19 protein-coding genes are annotated in these 16,719 nt (G+C 41.6%); 5 read left to right on the forward strand and 14 right to left on the reverse strand.

What is annotated here, in order from left to right:
• Positions 1-56 precede the first annotated feature (56 nt).
• Positions 57-1,328 (forward strand): amidohydrolase family protein, encoded by a 1,272-nt coding sequence (locus Q0688_RS13280; RefSeq protein WP_299077416.1) that lies wholly within the window; start codon positions 57-59, stop codon positions 1,326-1,328.
• A gap of 56 nt (positions 1,329-1,384) precedes the next feature.
• Complete coding sequence (locus Q0688_RS13285) at positions 1,385-2,203, forward strand: HAD family hydrolase (protein ID WP_299077419.1); 819 nt, start codon at positions 1,385-1,387, stop codon at positions 2,201-2,203.
• Positions 2,204-2,449: 246 nt separating this feature from the next.
• Here Q0688_RS13285 and Q0688_RS13290 read toward each other — a convergent pair whose 3' ends face one another.
• From Q0688_RS13290 to Q0688_RS13335, 10 genes are all read right to left on the reverse strand, one after another.
• On the reverse strand, positions 2,450-2,692 hold the full coding sequence (locus Q0688_RS13290; protein WP_299077422.1) for a DUF6868 family protein: 243 nt from the start codon (positions 2,690-2,692) through the stop codon (positions 2,450-2,452).
• Between the two features lie 99 nt (positions 2,693-2,791).
• On the reverse strand, positions 2,792-3,181 hold the full coding sequence (locus tag Q0688_RS13295; RefSeq protein WP_299077424.1) for a RidA family protein: 390 nt from the start codon (positions 3,179-3,181) through the stop codon (positions 2,792-2,794).
• A 122-nt stretch (positions 3,182-3,303) separates the two neighbouring features.
• The gene (locus Q0688_RS13300) at positions 3,304-3,549 is read right to left on the reverse strand and encodes a DUF2442 domain-containing protein (RefSeq protein WP_299077426.1); all 246 of its coding nucleotides are present in this window, start codon (positions 3,547-3,549) and stop codon (positions 3,304-3,306) included.
• Between the two features lie 106 nt (positions 3,550-3,655).
• Positions 3,656-3,787, reverse strand: a complete 132-nt coding sequence (locus tag Q0688_RS13305; protein WP_367179797.1) for a DUF4160 domain-containing protein — start codon at positions 3,785-3,787, stop codon at positions 3,656-3,658.
• 111 nt (positions 3,788-3,898) lie between these two features.
• Positions 3,899-4,249, reverse strand: coding sequence for a hypothetical protein (locus tag Q0688_RS13310; RefSeq protein ID WP_299077428.1), 351 nt, complete (start codon positions 4,247-4,249; stop codon positions 3,899-3,901).
• A gap of 216 nt (positions 4,250-4,465) precedes the next feature.
• Complete coding sequence (locus Q0688_RS13315; protein ID WP_299077430.1) at positions 4,466-4,624, reverse strand: hypothetical protein; 159 nt, start codon at positions 4,622-4,624, stop codon at positions 4,466-4,468.
• A gap of 105 nt (positions 4,625-4,729) precedes the next feature.
• Entirely contained in the window at positions 4,730-5,344 is a 615-nt protein-coding gene (locus Q0688_RS13320; protein ID WP_299077433.1) for a MarC family protein, read from the reverse strand.
• A gap of 429 nt (positions 5,345-5,773) precedes the next feature.
• Entirely contained in the window at positions 5,774-6,394 is a 621-nt protein-coding gene (locus tag Q0688_RS13325) for a DUF6624 domain-containing protein (protein WP_299077435.1), read from the reverse strand.
• A 12-nt stretch (positions 6,395-6,406) separates the two neighbouring features.
• Entirely contained in the window at positions 6,407-7,060 is a 654-nt protein-coding gene (locus Q0688_RS13330) for a dUTP diphosphatase (protein ID WP_299077437.1), read from the reverse strand.
• Between the two features lie 25 nt (positions 7,061-7,085).
• Positions 7,086-8,318, reverse strand: coding sequence for a multifunctional CCA addition/repair protein (locus Q0688_RS13335; protein WP_299077439.1), 1,233 nt, complete (start codon positions 8,316-8,318; stop codon positions 7,086-7,088).
• A gap of 178 nt (positions 8,319-8,496) precedes the next feature.
• Here Q0688_RS13335 and Q0688_RS13340 point away from each other — a divergent pair, with 178 nt between their 5' ends.
• Positions 8,497-9,408, forward strand: coding sequence for an AAA family ATPase (locus Q0688_RS13340; protein WP_299077442.1), 912 nt, complete (start codon positions 8,497-8,499; stop codon positions 9,406-9,408).
• Positions 9,401-10,402 (forward strand): general secretion pathway protein GspB, encoded by a 1,002-nt coding sequence (locus Q0688_RS13345; protein ID WP_299077444.1) that lies wholly within the window; start codon positions 9,401-9,403, stop codon positions 10,400-10,402. Before Q0688_RS13340 ends, Q0688_RS13345 begins: the two co-directional genes overlap by 8 nt.
• 61 nt (positions 10,403-10,463) lie before the next feature.
• Here the strand turns inward: Q0688_RS13345 and Q0688_RS13350 are convergent, their stop codons facing one another.
• From Q0688_RS13350 to Q0688_RS13360, 3 genes are all read right to left on the reverse strand, one after another.
• Positions 10,464-11,630, reverse strand: coding sequence for an HD-GYP domain-containing protein (locus Q0688_RS13350; RefSeq protein ID WP_299077447.1), 1,167 nt, complete (start codon positions 11,628-11,630; stop codon positions 10,464-10,466).
• A 164-nt stretch (positions 11,631-11,794) separates the two neighbouring features.
• The gene (locus Q0688_RS13355) at positions 11,795-12,241 is read right to left on the reverse strand and encodes a hypothetical protein (protein WP_299077450.1); all 447 of its coding nucleotides are present in this window, start codon (positions 12,239-12,241) and stop codon (positions 11,795-11,797) included.
• 101 nt (positions 12,242-12,342) lie between these two features.
• A complete protein-coding gene (locus Q0688_RS13360) occupies positions 12,343-13,269 on the reverse strand; it encodes an OmpA family protein (RefSeq protein ID WP_299077452.1) in 927 nt (308 codons plus the stop codon).
• A 260-nt stretch (positions 13,270-13,529) separates the two neighbouring features.
• Between Q0688_RS13360 and Q0688_RS13365 the strand changes: the two genes are divergently transcribed.
• The gene (locus Q0688_RS13365) at positions 13,530-15,680 is read left to right on the forward strand and encodes a penicillin acylase family protein (RefSeq protein ID WP_299077455.1); all 2,151 of its coding nucleotides are present in this window, start codon (positions 13,530-13,532) and stop codon (positions 15,678-15,680) included.
• A 191-nt stretch (positions 15,681-15,871) separates the two neighbouring features.
• Here Q0688_RS13365 and Q0688_RS13370 read toward each other — a convergent pair whose 3' ends face one another.
• A complete protein-coding gene (locus tag Q0688_RS13370) occupies positions 15,872-16,162 on the reverse strand; it encodes a hypothetical protein (protein ID WP_299077458.1) in 291 nt (96 codons plus the stop codon).
• Positions 16,163-16,719: the final 557 nt, after the last annotated feature.

Genomic DNA, 16,719 nt, shown 5'->3' on the forward strand with positions numbered 1-16,719 from the left:
GAGCTTATGTTGCTTTGGGATAATTCATATTTTTCACATTTGGAGTGGTTCATTGTATGCGTTTGTTTCTAACTCGTTGTCTATTGGTTTTTACATTATTTTCAACTACTGATTTATTTGCCACAACAACAGTGGTTAAAGCTGGATATGTTTTAGATGTGTACTCAGGCGAGTGGCAAAAAGATCGATTGATTTTTATTGAAGATGATCGCATTAGCAGTGTGCAATCTAGTGCAACCACAATTCCCGAAGATGCGATTATTGTTGATTTAAGCCAGCAGTATATTCTTCCGGGCCTGATGGATATGCATACCCATTTAGTCGGTCATTTAGACACTGATTTTTATGCTCATTTATTCCAATCTCCCCACCGTGCTGTGATTGGCGGAGTGGTAAATGCTCAAAAAACCTTAATGGCAGGCTTTACCACAGTAAGAAATTTAGGTGCATCAGACTATACCGATGTGGCGCTTCGAAACGCCATTAATGCTAATGAAGTTCCCGGTCCAAGAATAGCTGCGTCTGGCCCTGCATTAGGGATCACTGGTGGACATTGCGACGGCAATGCACTCAATCACTCTTTTGAGTCTAAAGCAGATGGTGTGGCAGATGGACCTTGGGCAGTGCGCCAAATGGTGCGCAAGAACGTTAAGTATGGTGTCGATGTTATTAAGTTTTGTGCCACCGGTGGCGTGCTCTCAAAAGGCACTAAAGTGGGCATGCGCCAGTATACCCTCGAAGAAATGCAGGCTTTAGTTGACGAAGCACACATCCATGGTAAAACCGTTGCCGCGCATGCCCATGGCACAGAGGGCATTAACTTTGCAATTCAAGCTGGAGTTGATTCAATCGAACACGCCAGCTTTTTAGATAAAGAAAGCATTCAGCTTGCCAATAAAAATGGCGCTGCATTTTCTATGGACGTTTACGTGACCGAATATATATTATCTAAAGGCATAGAAAACGGTATCCCACAAGAAAACATCAATAAAGAGCGTAAAGTGGGTACAAAGCAACGACAAGGTTTTACCATGGCGGTGAAATCAAAGGCGAAAATGGTATTTGGCACCGACGCAGGCGTTTATCCCCATGGTGATAATGCCAAGCAGTTTTCCCGAATGGTCAAGTTTGGCATGACGCCCATAGAAGCTATCCAGGCTGCAACTATCAACTCGGCTACGCTGCTTAATTGGCAAGAAAATCTTGGCACTATCCAAGCTGGAAAGTTAGCCGACTTGATTGCGGTTAAGGAGGATCCACTTAAGGATATTGCAGTGCTTGAGTCAGTCGATTTTGTGATGAAAGCTGGGGTAGTTTATAAACAGTGAACACTTAATTGTGTAAAATTTTGATAATGAGACAAAACGAGGAAACGTGAGTATTTATGGATCTTATTTTTTTTGACTTAGATGGTACGCTGCTAAACGATGCATCTGAAATATCAACGTTTACCAAAGAAACACTTGCGCTATTACAAGACAAAAATATCGCCTACACCATAGCAACGGGCCGTACTATGCATTCGGCTCAGCGCATTTTAGCGGGGCATGTTTTTGATTTACCACAAATTTACAATAATGGCGTGACCTTATGGGATCCCCAAAAACAACAACTTACCCTTGAAAATCAACTTAACCACAAAGAAATTTCAAATATAATTGATGTAGCCGCTACCCATGGCATTACTCCTTTTGTTAATGTTATTGATGCCTATAAACATTTTATTTTTCATTCAGAAACTCGCCACGATATTGAGCAACAACTGATTGATAACTACTTTTCTGGCTCTAACGCGCAACTCATGCCCTTAGCAGCCATGCCAAGTCAAAGCCAAGCGACCAATATAAGTATGATTGGCCATGCTCAAACTATTAAGAGTATGTGGCAAGAGCTGAATACCCATGATCAACTTGTAGCCTATGTTGGGCAGGCGCTTGCTGGTAATGATTTTTGGTGGATGGATGTTCATCATCAACAAGCGAGTAAAGGTGCTGCAGTTACTAGTTTAAAAGCACAATTGGATGCCAGTAAGGTTATTTGCTTTGGTGACGGTGAAAACGATTTAAGTATGTTTGCCTTAGCCGATGAAAGTTATGCACCTGAAAATGCTAAGCTCGAAATCAAAAACTCTGCGACATCGGTTATTGGCCATAATCATCAAGATGGCATTGCACATTTCTTACGAGAGCGTTTTTCGTTGTAGCTTTATGAGCTTTGTTCTTTAGATTTATTGCCATTTTTATAGAAACTTAAATCTGAAACCAAAGATTGTAAATCTAGATTTTCATCCGATCTGATAGACTCTAAAAATCGATAAATGGGTATTAGACCTAAATATAATTTATCGCTAACGCTAAGTTTGCAGTATAACACCCAAAGCAGCGGCGCGCGTTTGCTCGTCCAACCCGAAGAGCGATACTGCCTTTGCTTGTTATACGCAACAAGATCATTACATCAGTTTAAGCGCTGCATAAGGAGCAATATTTAGAATAATAATGGCCATTTTAAAATTACCTAAATAGTTAAAATACAGCTCATCTAGTTTCTCACTTGGAACCGCAGAAATTTTTGAGTGTATGGTTTTAATAGGCCCCCTAAACCCCATTAACGCCAAAGCCGTAAATAAATATATACCCAGATTTACTACCGTACACCAGCCCGCAAAAGTTGTGATTACCTGTATATTTTCCATTTCAATTTCCTCTTGGTGTTGATTTTTAATTTCGTATAACACCCGCATTAAGCGCCAATGTGCCACTGTTCGCCTGAATTGTTTTGTTAGATGCCCGTTCTAAAGATGAGCAATGCACTTAATTTCAATTTTGAGTTCAGGCTGAACAAGTCCAGCCACCTGGACAACTGTCTGGCTAACTTCGGGCATACCTCCATATGCAGATTCCCTTTCTCCATAAACGGTTTCAACGTTTCCCATTAATTCGTCCATATTAGTAACAAAAAATGTTTCATCAACGATATTGCTCATATCTGCCCCGAACTGTGATAAAACATCCTTCATATTTGCATAGGCGATAGCTGTTTGTTCGGCAATGTCTAGAGGAACCGTTCCGTTACTATCTATCCCAACTTGTCCTGCCATATATAGAATATTTCCAACTCGAGTACCTTGAGCAATGAAATCCTTGAATGGGCCACTTCGATAAGTTTTCTTCTCAATTGTCATGATAAGTATTCCTCTAAGTTTATGGGCATTTAACGCATTGCAATAAAGGGAAAAGCAGAGCGACAGCGAGGCTTTCCCAATGAGTGAAACGAATGTGGTTAATTGTTTTGCTAGCTGCTGATTTAATGGGTGCCCGACAACAAACCAGCGACACTCAAATCTTCATCGATTTCTGGCCAGTGAATGCCGTCATCATCACCGAGTAATTCCCAATTGGCGAGCTGCTCAGGGGTTGCTTGCGATAATAGAGGAAACCACACTAATGGCGCCGAGATTGTACGACCATTAAGTAATTCAACAATTAAATCAGAGTCAGTGCATTTAATAGTATGAGCTTGCGGGTGCAACTCAACTGCTATAGTGCTCATTCCAAGCCTCCAAAAATACTTCTTTATTTTCAGCAACTAGTTGCTGAAGCTTACGTAATTCTATTCGAGAAAACCGTGTTGAACTAGCTAAAGTTACTGGCTTTAACTAAAATTTAGCGAACATATTCTCTCGCTGTATGTGGATGTGTGCAGGTTCACCATTTTCGTTACTATAAAAGAAGAAACGAAGGGACCAATTCTTAAAACCGTAGGCATAAGTTGATTCTATTGAAACTATTCAAACTAGGCAAATAATTAAGCAACGCCCCAATATGGGGCTAAAAATAGTTTGCTAAAATGTGAAGCGAAGCGGAACCGAGCAAATTGTTTTTAGTCCCGCTTAATTGGCTTATAAGACCTTTTCTACTGACTTATTTTCAAGTTTAGCTTGACTTTTATAGGTAAGAGAGTGAACAGCAGTATTATATTTACTTTTCATTTCACCTTTAATCGATTCATGAACTTTTTCAAGCTCAATATCCATTTCATCTACAGTATCTTCAAACCCTTTCTTTAGTTGCTTTAGAACAGGAATTGAATCAATTGTTGCCCATGTGGTGTTCTTTAAAAAACCTCTCAAAAACTCCCCACTAACCATAACAGAAAAATAGGAACCATCTTTATTTTGCTGAAGTAAAGTTACCAGTCTTTCTAAATCTATTTTAGCGCGGATACTGTCGATTTCGCCTGAGGCTACCATTTGAGCAATTATATTGATTAATGAGTCAAATAACTCTTCAAGTTTTCCGTCTTTTTTGTGTCTTTCATATAATTGATCAAAATCGAAATCTTCATCACCTGAATTTTCAGTAAAAGCCCACTGATGGCTATTTAATTGAGCAATTAATGGTATGATTTTTTGAAATGCAGTAAATGTAGCGTCTGTGTTTTTATAACTTCCAGAGTACCATTTAGTTCAACGGATAATTTCTTTTAACCAGTTAGGCTGATCTTTAATAGATAGTGCTCGTGCTAAATCCTCTGCCGCCGAATTACATTGATCAGCTTGGACTTTTTTAGAATAAATATTTTCTTGCACTAACCGAAGAAAAATATTTAAACTGTCATTGTTCATTTGACTCCTAAACCTCGACAGGTCCTATAACGCCGCCAACACAGGCCTAGCGAGAGCGAAGTCCAGCCCATGCGTTTTTTACATGTGCGATTGCGCTTGGCTTTGTTATAATACACTACCAACCCACTGCTCTAACCCAAGAGCTTCCATGATAAATTCAACGGATAAGGCCGCAAGAATCATCCCCATTAGCCGTGTTAGCAGGGATGCTCCGCCTACGCCTATAACTTTAATAATGGTGTTTGATAAAAGCAGAAAAATCAATGTAACCAATAAAACGGATAACATTGTGATCGTAGTGATAACTTGCTCTTCTATTGTGTATACCTGATTATCAGTAATCAAAATTACAGCTAAAATGGCTCCCGGAGAAGCCGTGGATGGGATTGCCAATGGAAATACGGATATATCGTGGCGGGGTTCAGCTGCTTCTTCTGATGAGTTTTGTGAAAAAACCATCTGCAACCCGAATAGAAAGAGAATAATACCGCCGGAAACTTGAAAAGAAAGAAGGCTAATACCCATAGCGCCGAGCAATAGCTGGCCTATAACGATAGCTCCAATTAAAATTAACGCTGAATAGATAATTGTCTTAAAAGCAGTCTTTCTTCTATCCTTTGCAGAAAGCTTCGAAGTCAAGCCAACGAAAAGCGCCATAGTTCCGATCGGATCAATAGTAGCCCAAATAATTAGGAAATCATGTAGCACTTTATCGATCATGTAAATTCTGCCTTTTTGTCAAAACAATATTAATAAGACGCAAAAGCCCGTGTTTAAACACAGGTCATTGTGTTTGATTTATAAGCCCATTTTTAGCATTGGGCGTAACCTATTGCAAATCCTAAGATTTTTGTCTGACTATTTTTAACATTGTCAAAATACGGCAATTACCTAAGATCTTGCATATATATGGGTGCGGACTAAGACTGTGCTTAATTACCGTCAATGTTTAAGGAAATACCGTGGAAAATCTCTTGTTTTAACATTCATTTCAGAATGGGTGTAGCATCGGCATTAGGTTAAACCAATGAGAGTGACATACAGTGGATTTGTCGTTTCACTTGATTTCACCAATTGCGTGTTCCATTTCCAATAAGTGACAGTTAAGAATTACAGGGAATAGTCACTCGTAAAAAACTGTTCAATTTATCATTGACTCAAATTATTTAAACGTTCTAGACTTCTCTCAAATTCAGCCAAAGGCGGCATTCCCATTTGGTTTCTTAATTGGTCTACACTGTCGCGGTTTTTAATGGGGGCAAAGATAACCTTGTCGTTAACCACCTTAGCTTGGGTGCCAAATACCTGTTTTTTCCCTAATTTAATAGACACCTTATCGGTAAATTCGGCCACGTCTTTTCCCTCAATCCCATCTTTGTTTATGTATGATTGAATAATCAAAGGCAGCAAATTTTGTTGAAATGCTAGATCGTTAGAGTGTTGCGCTAAGCTAAACGCCGCTAATACGCCTTTTTCGCCTACTTGTGATTTTGATGGCCAGCCATGTAAAGCAATGATTTCCTTTAGCGTTTGCGAATGTAGGTTTTCTATATTTGACGTTAATGACTGAAGTGCTGGTGGAATATCTGTGGGAGCATAATGACTTATGTCTTGCTGGATTTGGCGGTTTTGTTCAGCCATCTTTAGTAGCTGCTGTTGTAATTGGGTATTCGTTTGCGCCAGTGCAGCAAACGAATAAGAAACCCATACAAAACAAACCATAACCGGCAAAAATAGCGTGTTAAGTCGATTCGCATTTTGATTTGCCATTTTGTACTGCACTTAGCTTAGATATCGCTGTTTTAAGCCAGCGTAAACTTTGTCACTATAATCGGTTAACTCAATATCTAAACTGTTTAACACCTCGACCAAATGTTCGTTGTCTTCTCGGCCATTCCAGAGCTTTTGATAAGTGCCTTCTTTATAACCGTGGTCTTGTCGAAAGAAGTTCAGTACGTTTTTGCCCACGTATTGGCGATATAACTCGTCGGAATCCATTTCTGCTTGTTCAACAATCTTTAAAAATAATGGCACATCAAAACGTTTAGCAGCACATAAGCCGGCCATTAATTCGAGATTATCGAGAATATCTTGTTCAGTGAATACATACTCCTTGCCATCGAAAGTGACTTGAGTACGATTTGAAGCCAGTTGCTCGGCTATGGTAGTGGCCGATTGTTGAATATCACCGTTAAATCCGATAATGATATCCGACAACGCAAAATGCCAAATATCCACAAGTTCCATTTGTAGTTGCGGCAAATCTTTGCGCTGGGCTTTCCACCATTTCCAGCCGTGGTGCTCTATGCCTTCGACCGATTCAATCATAGCGGCCCGTAAATAAGCATAACCTGCGCTAAGCCAAACTGGGTTAACCTTTTTATTCATGCCGTCTTGCAGCGATAACATAGTGGCGAGTTGGGTTGAACTGAGCATAATGCAGATTGTCCTTTTGTAATTTTTATAAATTGTTATAAGTATTTTTGAAAGTCTGAATAGCGCTAATACGCTGTTGTTCGGTTTGCTCTTTAATGGCTTTGCCTTGGTATCCTTGGGCCACTATGGCTTTAATATCTACGCTGACTGCTGCCTCATAAGCCTGCCAAATATATTCAGCGTTGGGGTAGTCGCTATTTTCAAAGCCGGTCCTGCCTCTGGCATCGGCTTTACAGGCCAATAAAAAATCGGCAAACCTTTGTGGTTTGCGCCAAACATCACAGCGATTCAACATAGTGAGTACAGTGCTGGCTTTTAATTCAAAAGCGCGGTGTAAATGGCTATGAAACTCGCCCACCATTAATCCAAGTTCCCGGCAGTCATTAGGGGCTTTTAAGCGGTCACATAAGGTGTTGATTGCCTTTAAACCGAGTTTTTCATGGCCCTGATGTGATGGCCATTGGTCGGCTGGGGTTAGGCCTTTACCTAAATCATGTACCAGGGCTGCAAATCGTACACTGAGTTTATCCGACAGTTTTACGGCTTGCTGCAACACCATCATAGTATGAATGCCAGAGTCAATTTCGGGGTGCCACTTGGGTGGATTAGGAATACCCCATAGTGTGTGTAATTCAGGGAACCACACAGCTAAGGCCCCACAGGTTTTAAGGTTTTCAAAATAGACGTCTGGATGAAGCTCCAACAGACTGCGAGCGGTTTCTTGCCACACCCGTTCGGCGCTGAGGGCGGAGAGTTCACCAGAATCGACTATTGATTGCATAAGCGCCATGGTTTCTGGTGCTATGCAAAACCCTAAGCTGTGATAACGTGCCGCAAATCTAGCCACGCGCAATACTCGTAGTGGATCTTCTACAAAAGCGTCTGACACATGGCGTAGCAATTTATTGTTTAAATCTTGCTGGCCATTATAAGGGTCGATGATATTGCCTTGGTCATCCATTGCCATTGCATTAATGGTTAAATCTCGGCGTAATAAATCTTCTTCTAAGGTTACTTTACTTGAAGCGTCACAACTAAAGCCGGTGTAACCCGCGCCTACTTTTCGTTCGATGCGGGCGAGGGCATATTCTTCTTTGGTTTTAGGATGTAAAAATACCGGAAAATCAGCGCCCACAGCTTGATAGCCTAACGCTAACATGTGTTCGGACGTGCTACCAACTACCACCCAGTCGCGGTCTTTTATGGAGCGGCCAAGCAACTTGTCGCGCACCGCACCACCTACTAAATACGTTTGCATAAGAACCTAAAATATTTCATTAGGGGTATTATGCCTTAGACCTTGGCATTGCAGAAGTCACATAGAAGCAAAATCAGGATTAAAATAGCCATAGTCTCTTTGACAATACCTAACTAACTGGGTAGTTTAGGCGCAATATTTATACGCTTGCTTTTTCACGGACTTGTCTGCTTAACTTATGTACCTCAACTATTTTGGATTATCAGATAATCCGTTTTCCATCGCCCCTAATCCCGACTATTTGTATATGAGCCCGCGGCACAAAGAGGCCTTAGCGCATCTAACTTTTGGTTTGCGTGAAAGTGGAGGCTTTGTGATGCTAACGGGTGAAGTGGGCACCGGAAAAACCACAGTCTCTCGCAAGTTAATGCAGCAGTTACCAGAAAACACTCAAGTGGCGATGATTTTAAACCCTACTTTGTCGGCGCTAGAATTGCTGGGCACTATATGCAACGAGCTGGGCATCGAATACAAACGTAAACATGCCAGTCTTAAATATTTTACCGACCAAATTCTTACCAAGTTAGCCAATAACCATGAGCACGGCATCAATACTGTGTTGATCGTGGATGAAGCGCAACACCTGTTACCTGAAGTTTTGGAACAACTTAGATTACTCACTAACCTAGAAACCAATCGCGAGAAACTCCTTAAAGTGGTGTTAATTGGTCAGCCAGAATTACAACAATTGCTTAAACGCAATGAATTAAGGCAATTAGCCCAGCGCATTACCGCTCGTTATCACTTACTGCCATTAAGCTCTGCCGAAGTGGGAGCATATATGGGCCATAGATTAGGGGTGGCTAACGGCGACATTAGTGTGTTTTCAAATGCCACCATTCGCGCCGCGTTTGATATTACCGGCGGGATCCCTAGGGTGATTAATTTATTGTGTGATAGAGCATTAACCTTAACTTTTACGAAACAAATTCCTGTGGTTCCTCAACATATTTTTGTTGCGGCCGCCGAGCAAATTTTGGGTGAGGATGTGGTGAAACAACGACAAGGAAAGCGCTGGACTTATACCTTGTTGGGCTTGTTTTCAGTGGCGACAGTTATTGGCTATTTAGTAGGTCAGTTCAATGCTTAAAAATATCGATATTCAAAACTTACAATCAGGCATGGTGATTGTGAAAGTCACTAAGCAAAATGGGCCGATTAAAATTAAAAAATCAGGTTTAGTGACTAGCCAAGATATGGTGCAAGGCTTGATTGAAATGGGCGTGCAACAAGTGGCCATCGATCCCGACCAGACCGTTGAAGTTGAAGCGCCAACGATTAAAAAGTCTGCCACCCGCAGAATGCTTGAAAGCAATAACGCTACCCAGGCTCGTACTGATGATGGCGGCTCAGAGCAGTTTCATCGCAGTTTGTTTTTACCCTCAGTGCAAAGTATTCCTTCGGCTTGGCAGTTTTATGCTAAGCGTTATGGCGTAGCGGCCTTTATTACGCTAGGCGGGCTAGGGTTTGGTTGGACCTTAGCCAATTACCAATCGGTAGCTTTAATATTTAGTCCTGAGCCTGCTAAAACGGTAGTAAATATTGAATCGCCCGTTACTGAGTCTGAACAGCTTAATACTCCAATCAAGGAAGTCATATCAGAAGCTACCTCAACGAATAAACAACCTGATGTCACCGCCTCTACAACGCAACAGTCAGCTACTATTCCACCAGAAACGACACAAGGTGCTGTGGTACCGGACAATACCCCAACCACCACTTCCACCTCTGAGCCGCAATCGCAAATTTCTGCCGATGTTTTAGCGAGATTTAGAAAAGCCGTGACCGAAATTGAGGGAGCACCTACACCACAGGTGCCCGTTGATGATCCCCCCAATAATGACAATGTTCCCAGAATTGATCAGCTACCTGCTTGGGTTATGACAAGACTGCCTAGCATGGCTTTTTCGGCGCATATGTATGCATCTGAGGAATCTGAGAGATGGGTGAGGGTGAATGGTACAAGAATGGTTGAAGGTGATAAAATTGATGGTGAAATTGAAATTGTCCGCATCGAACCCCAGCGAGTTATTCTAAATTACTCTGGACAAACCTTCGCGATGGCTGCCTTAACAGACTGGTAAAGAAGTGATTATTCAAACCGATACGCTAACTTCTAGAATATCGGTTTAAGGTCAAATTGTGTTAAAACGTCTTTTTTAAGAAACTCGACAAGTTTAGCCCATGCTCATCAGAAGAGACGCTACTTTCAATTTTGTCATTCACTTTGGATAAATCAACTTGGGTCACTTCATCTAATTGAGTAGTAAGGTTAAAAAACACCATTACCACGGGTTTTGATGGTTGCTGAGGATTGAGGCGCAGCACCATGGCCAGTTTACCGCTAGCCAGCTTTATGACCGAACCTATTGGATAAATGCCAATACAACTAATAAACTTAGTCACTAGCTCCGTGTCTAACCCCAAATCTTCATTTTTCATTTTTTTAAGGGCATCAGCAGGGCAGTACGCTTCGCGGTAGGGCCTGGTAGAAGTTAATGAATCATAAGTATCCACTATTGCAGCCATTCTGCCATATTGAGATATTTGCTCACCAATTAAACCCTTGGGGTATCCACTACCATCGAGTTTCTCTTGGTGCTGCTTGATTACTGTCAGGCTGATGGTATCAATACTTTCAAAAGGCTCTAACAGTTTTAAGGCAATATCAACATGGGTCTGTACTTTCTGGGTTTCTTGCTCGTTCAAATCATCTGCTTTTTGGGTTAATAGTAGCGGCATTTTGATCATACCAATATCCATTAGTAAAGCCCCAGCTCCCAAATGCCTTAGAGTATTTGTTTCAATTTCAAGTGAACGACCAAACATCACCATTAATACCGCACAACTGATACTGTGCTCTAATATATATTGGTCACTTTCTTTAAGCATAGTAATAATGCCCAGCGCATCACTGCATTCAAATGCACTCTTAACAAGCTCTTCGGTAATAGCATTAACATCATCAAGATCGGTGATTTTACCTTTGGATACCTGCTTAATAATGCGTGCTTGGATTGATTTAGCTTGACTATGAAGTTTAAGTGAATTGGCTAATTGTTGCTTATAACTTAAACCCGAAGCGTTAACGTAATTGTCTGGCTTGTTGGTTTCTTTTTCTTCTTCCTTAAGATGAGTACTTTTGGTGAGATCAATTTCAAGCTGTAAAATCCCCTTTTTAGCAAGTTCATCAATGGCTTTTTGAGTGGTAATTTTACCGGCAGAAGTTACAGAAATCTTACCGGTTTGTTGAGTCACTTTGACGACAAACATACCAACGACTAACGCATCCATATTGACCAGTTCTAACATAGCATCATTTTTTGAGTGAACAGGTGTTCAATTCTTAGAGAAATAGACATTGCAGTCAAGGGGCAAGGCAAATAATTATAGGTAACTGGCAATTAAAAACTGACGACCTTGTTAAGAACAGCAGATAGCTGCTCTTAACGTCAAAAGTGTAGGCTGTATCCTTCTTACGCTATCCAACCTTTAGACTTAGCGCTATTAGCCAGCCACACTAAATAAATGGCGATAACAATAACCATAATGGGCATGACCATAGCGCCTGGCCCATAGATTTCAAAAGTTTTTGCCATAAAAAACGCATGGAACATCTGCACCGATACACCTGCTAAAGAGATCACTAATATTGGCAAGGCAATGGCTTTTTTGAGCGTCAAGGCAATACAACCTAAGGCGCCTCCTATTACTGCACAACCAAAGGCAATGTTGACCCAAAGCGGGATGTCTTGGTACAGCATTTGTTCTTTGTCAGGCAATGCAGCGATTTGTTCAGGGGTCATTAACATTTGCATAACGAAAGCCATTACGCCTAAAAGGTTCCAGATCACCATGACTACGGCCAGAATTAAAAACCATTTTGGTGCGCTGATACCTGAGTTATTTATTGTGTCGTTCATTTAATATTCTCTTATTATTTGTTGATCCGTCAATTGATGTTAACAGCTTGTTAATTTTTCGCGAGTTTCTTTATTGCTTATCCAGAATTTATTAGGTTAACTTAGCGTTGTACAAGTACCACACGGCGATTTTGAGCCATTCCTATGGCTTCTTTATTTGAAGCTACCGGTGAAAGAGGCCCTACACCATGGGCAGAAAGTCTTGAAGGTTTAATCCTAAAGTCTTTCTGCAGTGTTGACTTAACCACTGCAGCGCGACCTTTGGATAAATCCATGTTGTAACCGAGTTCACCTTGGGAATCAGTATGTCCAACAACCAAAAAACTTACTTCAGATTTTTGTTTTAATAACGCAGAGATAATTTCAAGCGCATCTTTTGAAGAAGCCTTTAGCGCAGTCTTGTTGGTGTCAAAATATAGTCCTTGAAGCACCACAAAGCCCTTTTTCTCTAAATCTGAGTTCATAGAATCAAGATTAAAAGAGACTTTGTCTGTTTCCATTGCGCGCTTTTCAATTACATGAACATCTGAATATTTATCTCCCACACCTATCACCAACACGGCGCTATATTTAGCGTTATCTAAATTGGCTATCAAATAACGGCCCGATTTGTTATAGATACTATGAATATTAAATGTTGAACGTAAGCTAGCCCCAACATATTGATCCATACACTGCCGGTTTTTACCTTGATTACACTCGAATGTAATATCTGTCCCTTGCTGATCTAGCGCTTGTCGATAGTTTCGGTAGATTTCAAGTGTGCTGCGTTGTGCCGGATTAACATACAAAATTTGGGTGATTTTGCCTTCCAATGTTTCGGTTATATAGCTTTTTTGCTGTTTGTCGTAACCCCTAAAAAGTTCATATTCATCAAATTCTTTACTCTTTTTACTGTGGATTGTTGAACCTTGATAGGCGGCAATAAGCGGATGATCTGTATGTGTTTTTTTTGCTGGAAAACTTTGAGTAGAATAAAAACAAAGCAAGAATACTGACATCACTTCAATATTAAAAAATAGTTTCATGGTTGCACCAAGGTTAGCCGCGTTTTGTAAAGCTTATATGCCAATGTCAATAATTCAAGCATGCCCAAACCATTGATATTGAATATACGTCTAGTTATCCAATACTCAAAATTGCGAAGAAATAGAAAATGTATTCTGGCTTTTACATGCTTTGCCAATTACTCTAACCTCTTGTTATTTAAACATTAACATTCTGCAATCATAGACATTTTAAGAACGAATAACTTAAGGTTTTATGTGCAAAGAATTTTGGGGATATTATGGGTAAAAAAATACTGGTTGCCGTTTTAGCAATTTTAGCGGTAATTTATATTGGTTTTTGGGTAACGGCGCCCAGTTCAGTGGATGCGTCGCAGTATCAAGCTTTGGTAGATAAATATGACGTACAAATAGTGCGCGACAAATATGCCGTGCCTCATATTTTTGGTGCCCGTGATGTCGACGCTGCTTTTGGTCTAGCTTATGCCCATGCTCAAGATGATTTTGCCACTATGCAAGATGTATTGCTTGTCACCCGAGGAAAACTGGCGACGTTACACGGTGCTGATTCTGCCACTACCGATTATTTGGTGCAGTTTATGGGGGTGTGGGATGTGGTGAATGCCGGTTATGACACGCGTATTTCTCAGCAAACCCGCGATCATGCCGAAGCTTATGCTGATGGCGTTAATTACTATGCTTCTCAAAACCCAGAAAATATTGCTGCTGGACTATTACCCGTTACTGGCAAAGACATCATTGCGGGATTTACCTTTAAAACCCCTTTATTTTATGGATTTGATCAAGCGGTAGCGGCGGTAGTTGAAGGTAGGTACGGAACAGGTTTAGACAAACTTGCTCATTTGCAGGTCACCAATGATCCGCAACCTGACTTAGGTAGCCAGGGTATTTCTATTGCACCTTCTCGCTCTGAAGATGGTTATACCCGTTTGTTAGTGAATTCTCATCAGCCTTTGACTGGCCCTGTTGCTTGGTACGAAGCGCGGATAAAAACAGATGAAGGTTGGGATATGGCGGGCAGCACTTTTCCAGGCTCGCCGCTAATTTTACATGGGCATGGACCGACATTGGGTTGGTCTAGTACAGTCAATAAACCTGATTTAGTCGATGTGTATCAGTTAACTATTAACCCCGACAATGAAAATCAATATTTACTGGATGGCACATGGCAGGATTTTGAAATAGAAGATGCTGCCATTGACGTGACGTTTTGGGGGCCTATTCGCTGGACTTTTCATGAGACGATTTATCGTTCTAAGCATGGTCCAGTATTTAAGACAGAAACCGGTGCGTTTGCGCTGCGCTGGGCAGGTATGGACGAAGTGCGTACCCTCGAACAGATGTTAGCCATGAACAAAGCGCGCACCCACCAAGATTTTGAAGCAGCGTTATCTATGACGGCCTCACCCAGTATTAACCATGTATACGCCGACAAAGACGGCAATATTGCTCATTATTACAATGCCATGATGCCAAAACGTCCCATAGGCGAAGCGTTTGCTGATATTGATTGGACAGGGTTATTGCCTGGTGATCGCTCAGATCTCATTTGGCAGGGCTATTACCCGTTTGAGCGTATGCCGCAAACGGTTAATCCACCATCGGGTTATGTGTATAACGCAAACAATACGCCTTACCGCTCGTCGACTGGGCAAGGTCAACCACAAGCAGCTGATTATGAGCCCTCAATGGGCATTCAAACCAATATGACTAACCGCGCCTTGCGTATTGAAGCGTTATTTGGCGGTGATGAGTCAATTAGCCGCGACGAGTTGCATAGTTACAAGTACGATAATCGTTATGCCAAAGGCTCTGTGGCTGATCTTATTATAACGCGTTTATTGGCTATGACGTTTGAGCCTAACAGTGACCTGCATGCGGGGCAAAAATTGCTACAAGATTGGGATTTAAGCACTGATGCCGACAGTCGTATGGCAGCGTTAGGGGTGATGACAACTGGCCCGTTTATTATCGCTGATATGCAACAACAGCCAGAGCCTGACTTAACCGAAACCTTTCAAACAACCTTAGATCTACTGCAAACGCACTTTGGTCAGATCGATCCTAAATGGGGAGACGTGAATCGATTGGTACGTGGCGACAAAAGTTGGCCACTGTCGGGAGCACCCGATGTATTACGTGCGGTATACGGGGTATTTGACGAAGACGTGAGTCAGCAACAGGCCGTCGCTGGAGACAGCTACATTATGTTTGTTGAATGGGCACCAGATGGCACACTGTCATCTCATAGCATTCATAATTTTGGTAGTGCAACCTTAGACGCCACATCAAGTCATTTTGATGATCAAGCGCCCATGTTTGCTTCTGAGAAAGAGCGCCGTTTACCCTTGGATAAGGCCACGCTTATGGCTGAGAAAACTAGTGAGTTACGACTGGGTGGTGGGTCGTAAGCTTTAGCTTTTTATGCCCTGTCGGGCACTGCCGTCCGTGGCAGCTTTCGCATAGAATCCCTTCTATGCGACCTACTTTTTTTCAACAGCCAAAAAAAGTAGGCAAAAAAGGCCGCTCGACACAAAGCTCTTCTTCCAATTATTAGGCAAATTTAGCGGGTCGTTTGCACTTGCTCCCTGCAATGGCAAACTCAATTTACATCCATGTAAATTGCCCCACTAAATTCACCTAATAATCGGCGAGCCTTCATTCGAGGGACGAGCAAAAAGATAGAGCATCGTCTACGCCGATAACGCTTTGTTTTCTTTGGTGGCACCGCCACTGCTTTCTCGCCTGTAAAGTCTTTTTGTGCGGTTAAAAACTTTAGGAGCGGCGGCATTTTTCTGGGTACTCTATTTTTTGCTGTTGACCAAAATTTAGGGACAAATTTAGAACGCACTTTAGTGCGGCCCGCAGGGTGAAATACATGGATGTATTTCATAAAAAAGAGTACTTGGCTTGAAGGGATTCAAGTCAAAACAGGCAAGGAGGCCTGTAAGCGTTAGCGCATGCTTTTTATGCCCTAAACGGGCACGATATCCCTATCGTTTTTCACATAGAATCCCTTATATGCGACCTACTTTTTTTCAACAGCCAAAAAAAGTAGGCAAAAAAGGCCGTTCGACCCAATGCTCTTCATCCACCAAATGGCTCATTTTTGCAGGTCGTAATAATTCGTTCCAGACGAGCTATTACTCAATCGCCTGTCCATGGCGATTGACCTACAAAAATGAGCCATTTGGTGGCGAGCATTCAGTCGAGGGAACTGCAAAAGATTAAAAGCATCGGCTTTGCCGACAAAGCGTAGTGTTTTTCGGTGGTTTCGCCATTGCAATATGTTACAAAGTTAGGTGATTAGCCCAAAAGTCGCTGGATCCCCGATAAAAGCACTCGGGTATGACGTAGAAAACAGTGAATGGCTTATTTAACCGTCGTCCTCGCGAATGCGGAGACCCAGTGACTTTGTGTACTATGTTGTCGAGTAAAGTGCTTACCCCA

This window comes from uncultured Paraglaciecola sp. (assembly GCF_937123705.1).
In the GTDB taxonomy this organism is placed as follows: Bacteria; Pseudomonadota; Gammaproteobacteria; order Enterobacterales; family Alteromonadaceae; genus Paraglaciecola.

Coding starts and splice junctions, on each gene's coding strand:
- Q0688_RS13310 (WP_299077428.1), bottom strand. CDS start 4,249: ATGGTAGCCTCAGGCGAAATCGACAGTATCCGCGCTAAAATAGATTTA.
- Q0688_RS13315 (WP_299077430.1), bottom strand. CDS start 4,624: ATGAACAATGACAGTTTAAATATTTTTCTTCGGTTAGTGCAAGAAAAT.
- Q0688_RS13345 (WP_299077444.1), top strand. CDS start 9,401: ATGCTTAAAAATATCGATATTCAAAACTTACAATCAGGCATGGTGATT.
- Q0688_RS13355 (WP_299077450.1), bottom strand. CDS start 12,241: ATGAACGACACAATAAATAACTCAGGTATCAGCGCACCAAAATGGTTT.
- Q0688_RS13320 (WP_299077433.1), bottom strand. CDS start 5,344: ATGATCGATAAAGTGCTACATGATTTCCTAATTATTTGGGCTACTATT.
- Q0688_RS13350 (WP_299077447.1), bottom strand. CDS start 11,630: ATGTTAGAACTGGTCAATATGGATGCGTTAGTCGTTGGTATGTTTGTC.
- Q0688_RS13360 (WP_299077452.1), bottom strand. CDS start 13,269: ATGAAACTATTTTTTAATATTGAAGTGATGTCAGTATTCTTGCTTTGT.
- Q0688_RS13340 (WP_299077442.1), top strand. CDS start 8,497: ATGTACCTCAACTATTTTGGATTATCAGATAATCCGTTTTCCATCGCC.
- Q0688_RS13335 (WP_299077439.1), bottom strand. CDS start 8,318: ATGCAAACGTATTTAGTAGGTGGTGCGGTGCGCGACAAGTTGCTTGGC.
- Q0688_RS13370 (WP_299077458.1), bottom strand. CDS start 16,162: ATGAAATACATCCATGTATTTCACCCTGCGGGCCGCACTAAAGTGCGT.
- Q0688_RS13290 (WP_299077422.1), bottom strand. CDS start 2,692: ATGGAAAATATACAGGTAATCACAACTTTTGCGGGCTGGTGTACGGTA.
- Q0688_RS13365 (WP_299077455.1), top strand. CDS start 13,530: ATGGGTAAAAAAATACTGGTTGCCGTTTTAGCAATTTTAGCGGTAATT.
- Q0688_RS13280 (WP_299077416.1), top strand. CDS start 57: ATGCGTTTGTTTCTAACTCGTTGTCTATTGGTTTTTACATTATTTTCA.
- Q0688_RS13295 (WP_299077424.1), bottom strand. CDS start 3,181: ATGACAATTGAGAAGAAAACTTATCGAAGTGGCCCATTCAAGGATTTC.
- Q0688_RS13285 (WP_299077419.1), top strand. CDS start 1,385: ATGGATCTTATTTTTTTTGACTTAGATGGTACGCTGCTAAACGATGCA.
- Q0688_RS13300 (WP_299077426.1), bottom strand. CDS start 3,549: ATGAGCACTATAGCAGTTGAGTTGCACCCGCAAGCTCATACTATTAAA.
- Q0688_RS13330 (WP_299077437.1), bottom strand. CDS start 7,060: ATGCTCAGTTCAACCCAACTCGCCACTATGTTATCGCTGCAAGACGGC.
- Q0688_RS13325 (WP_299077435.1), bottom strand. CDS start 6,394: ATGGCAAATCAAAATGCGAATCGACTTAACACGCTATTTTTGCCGGTT.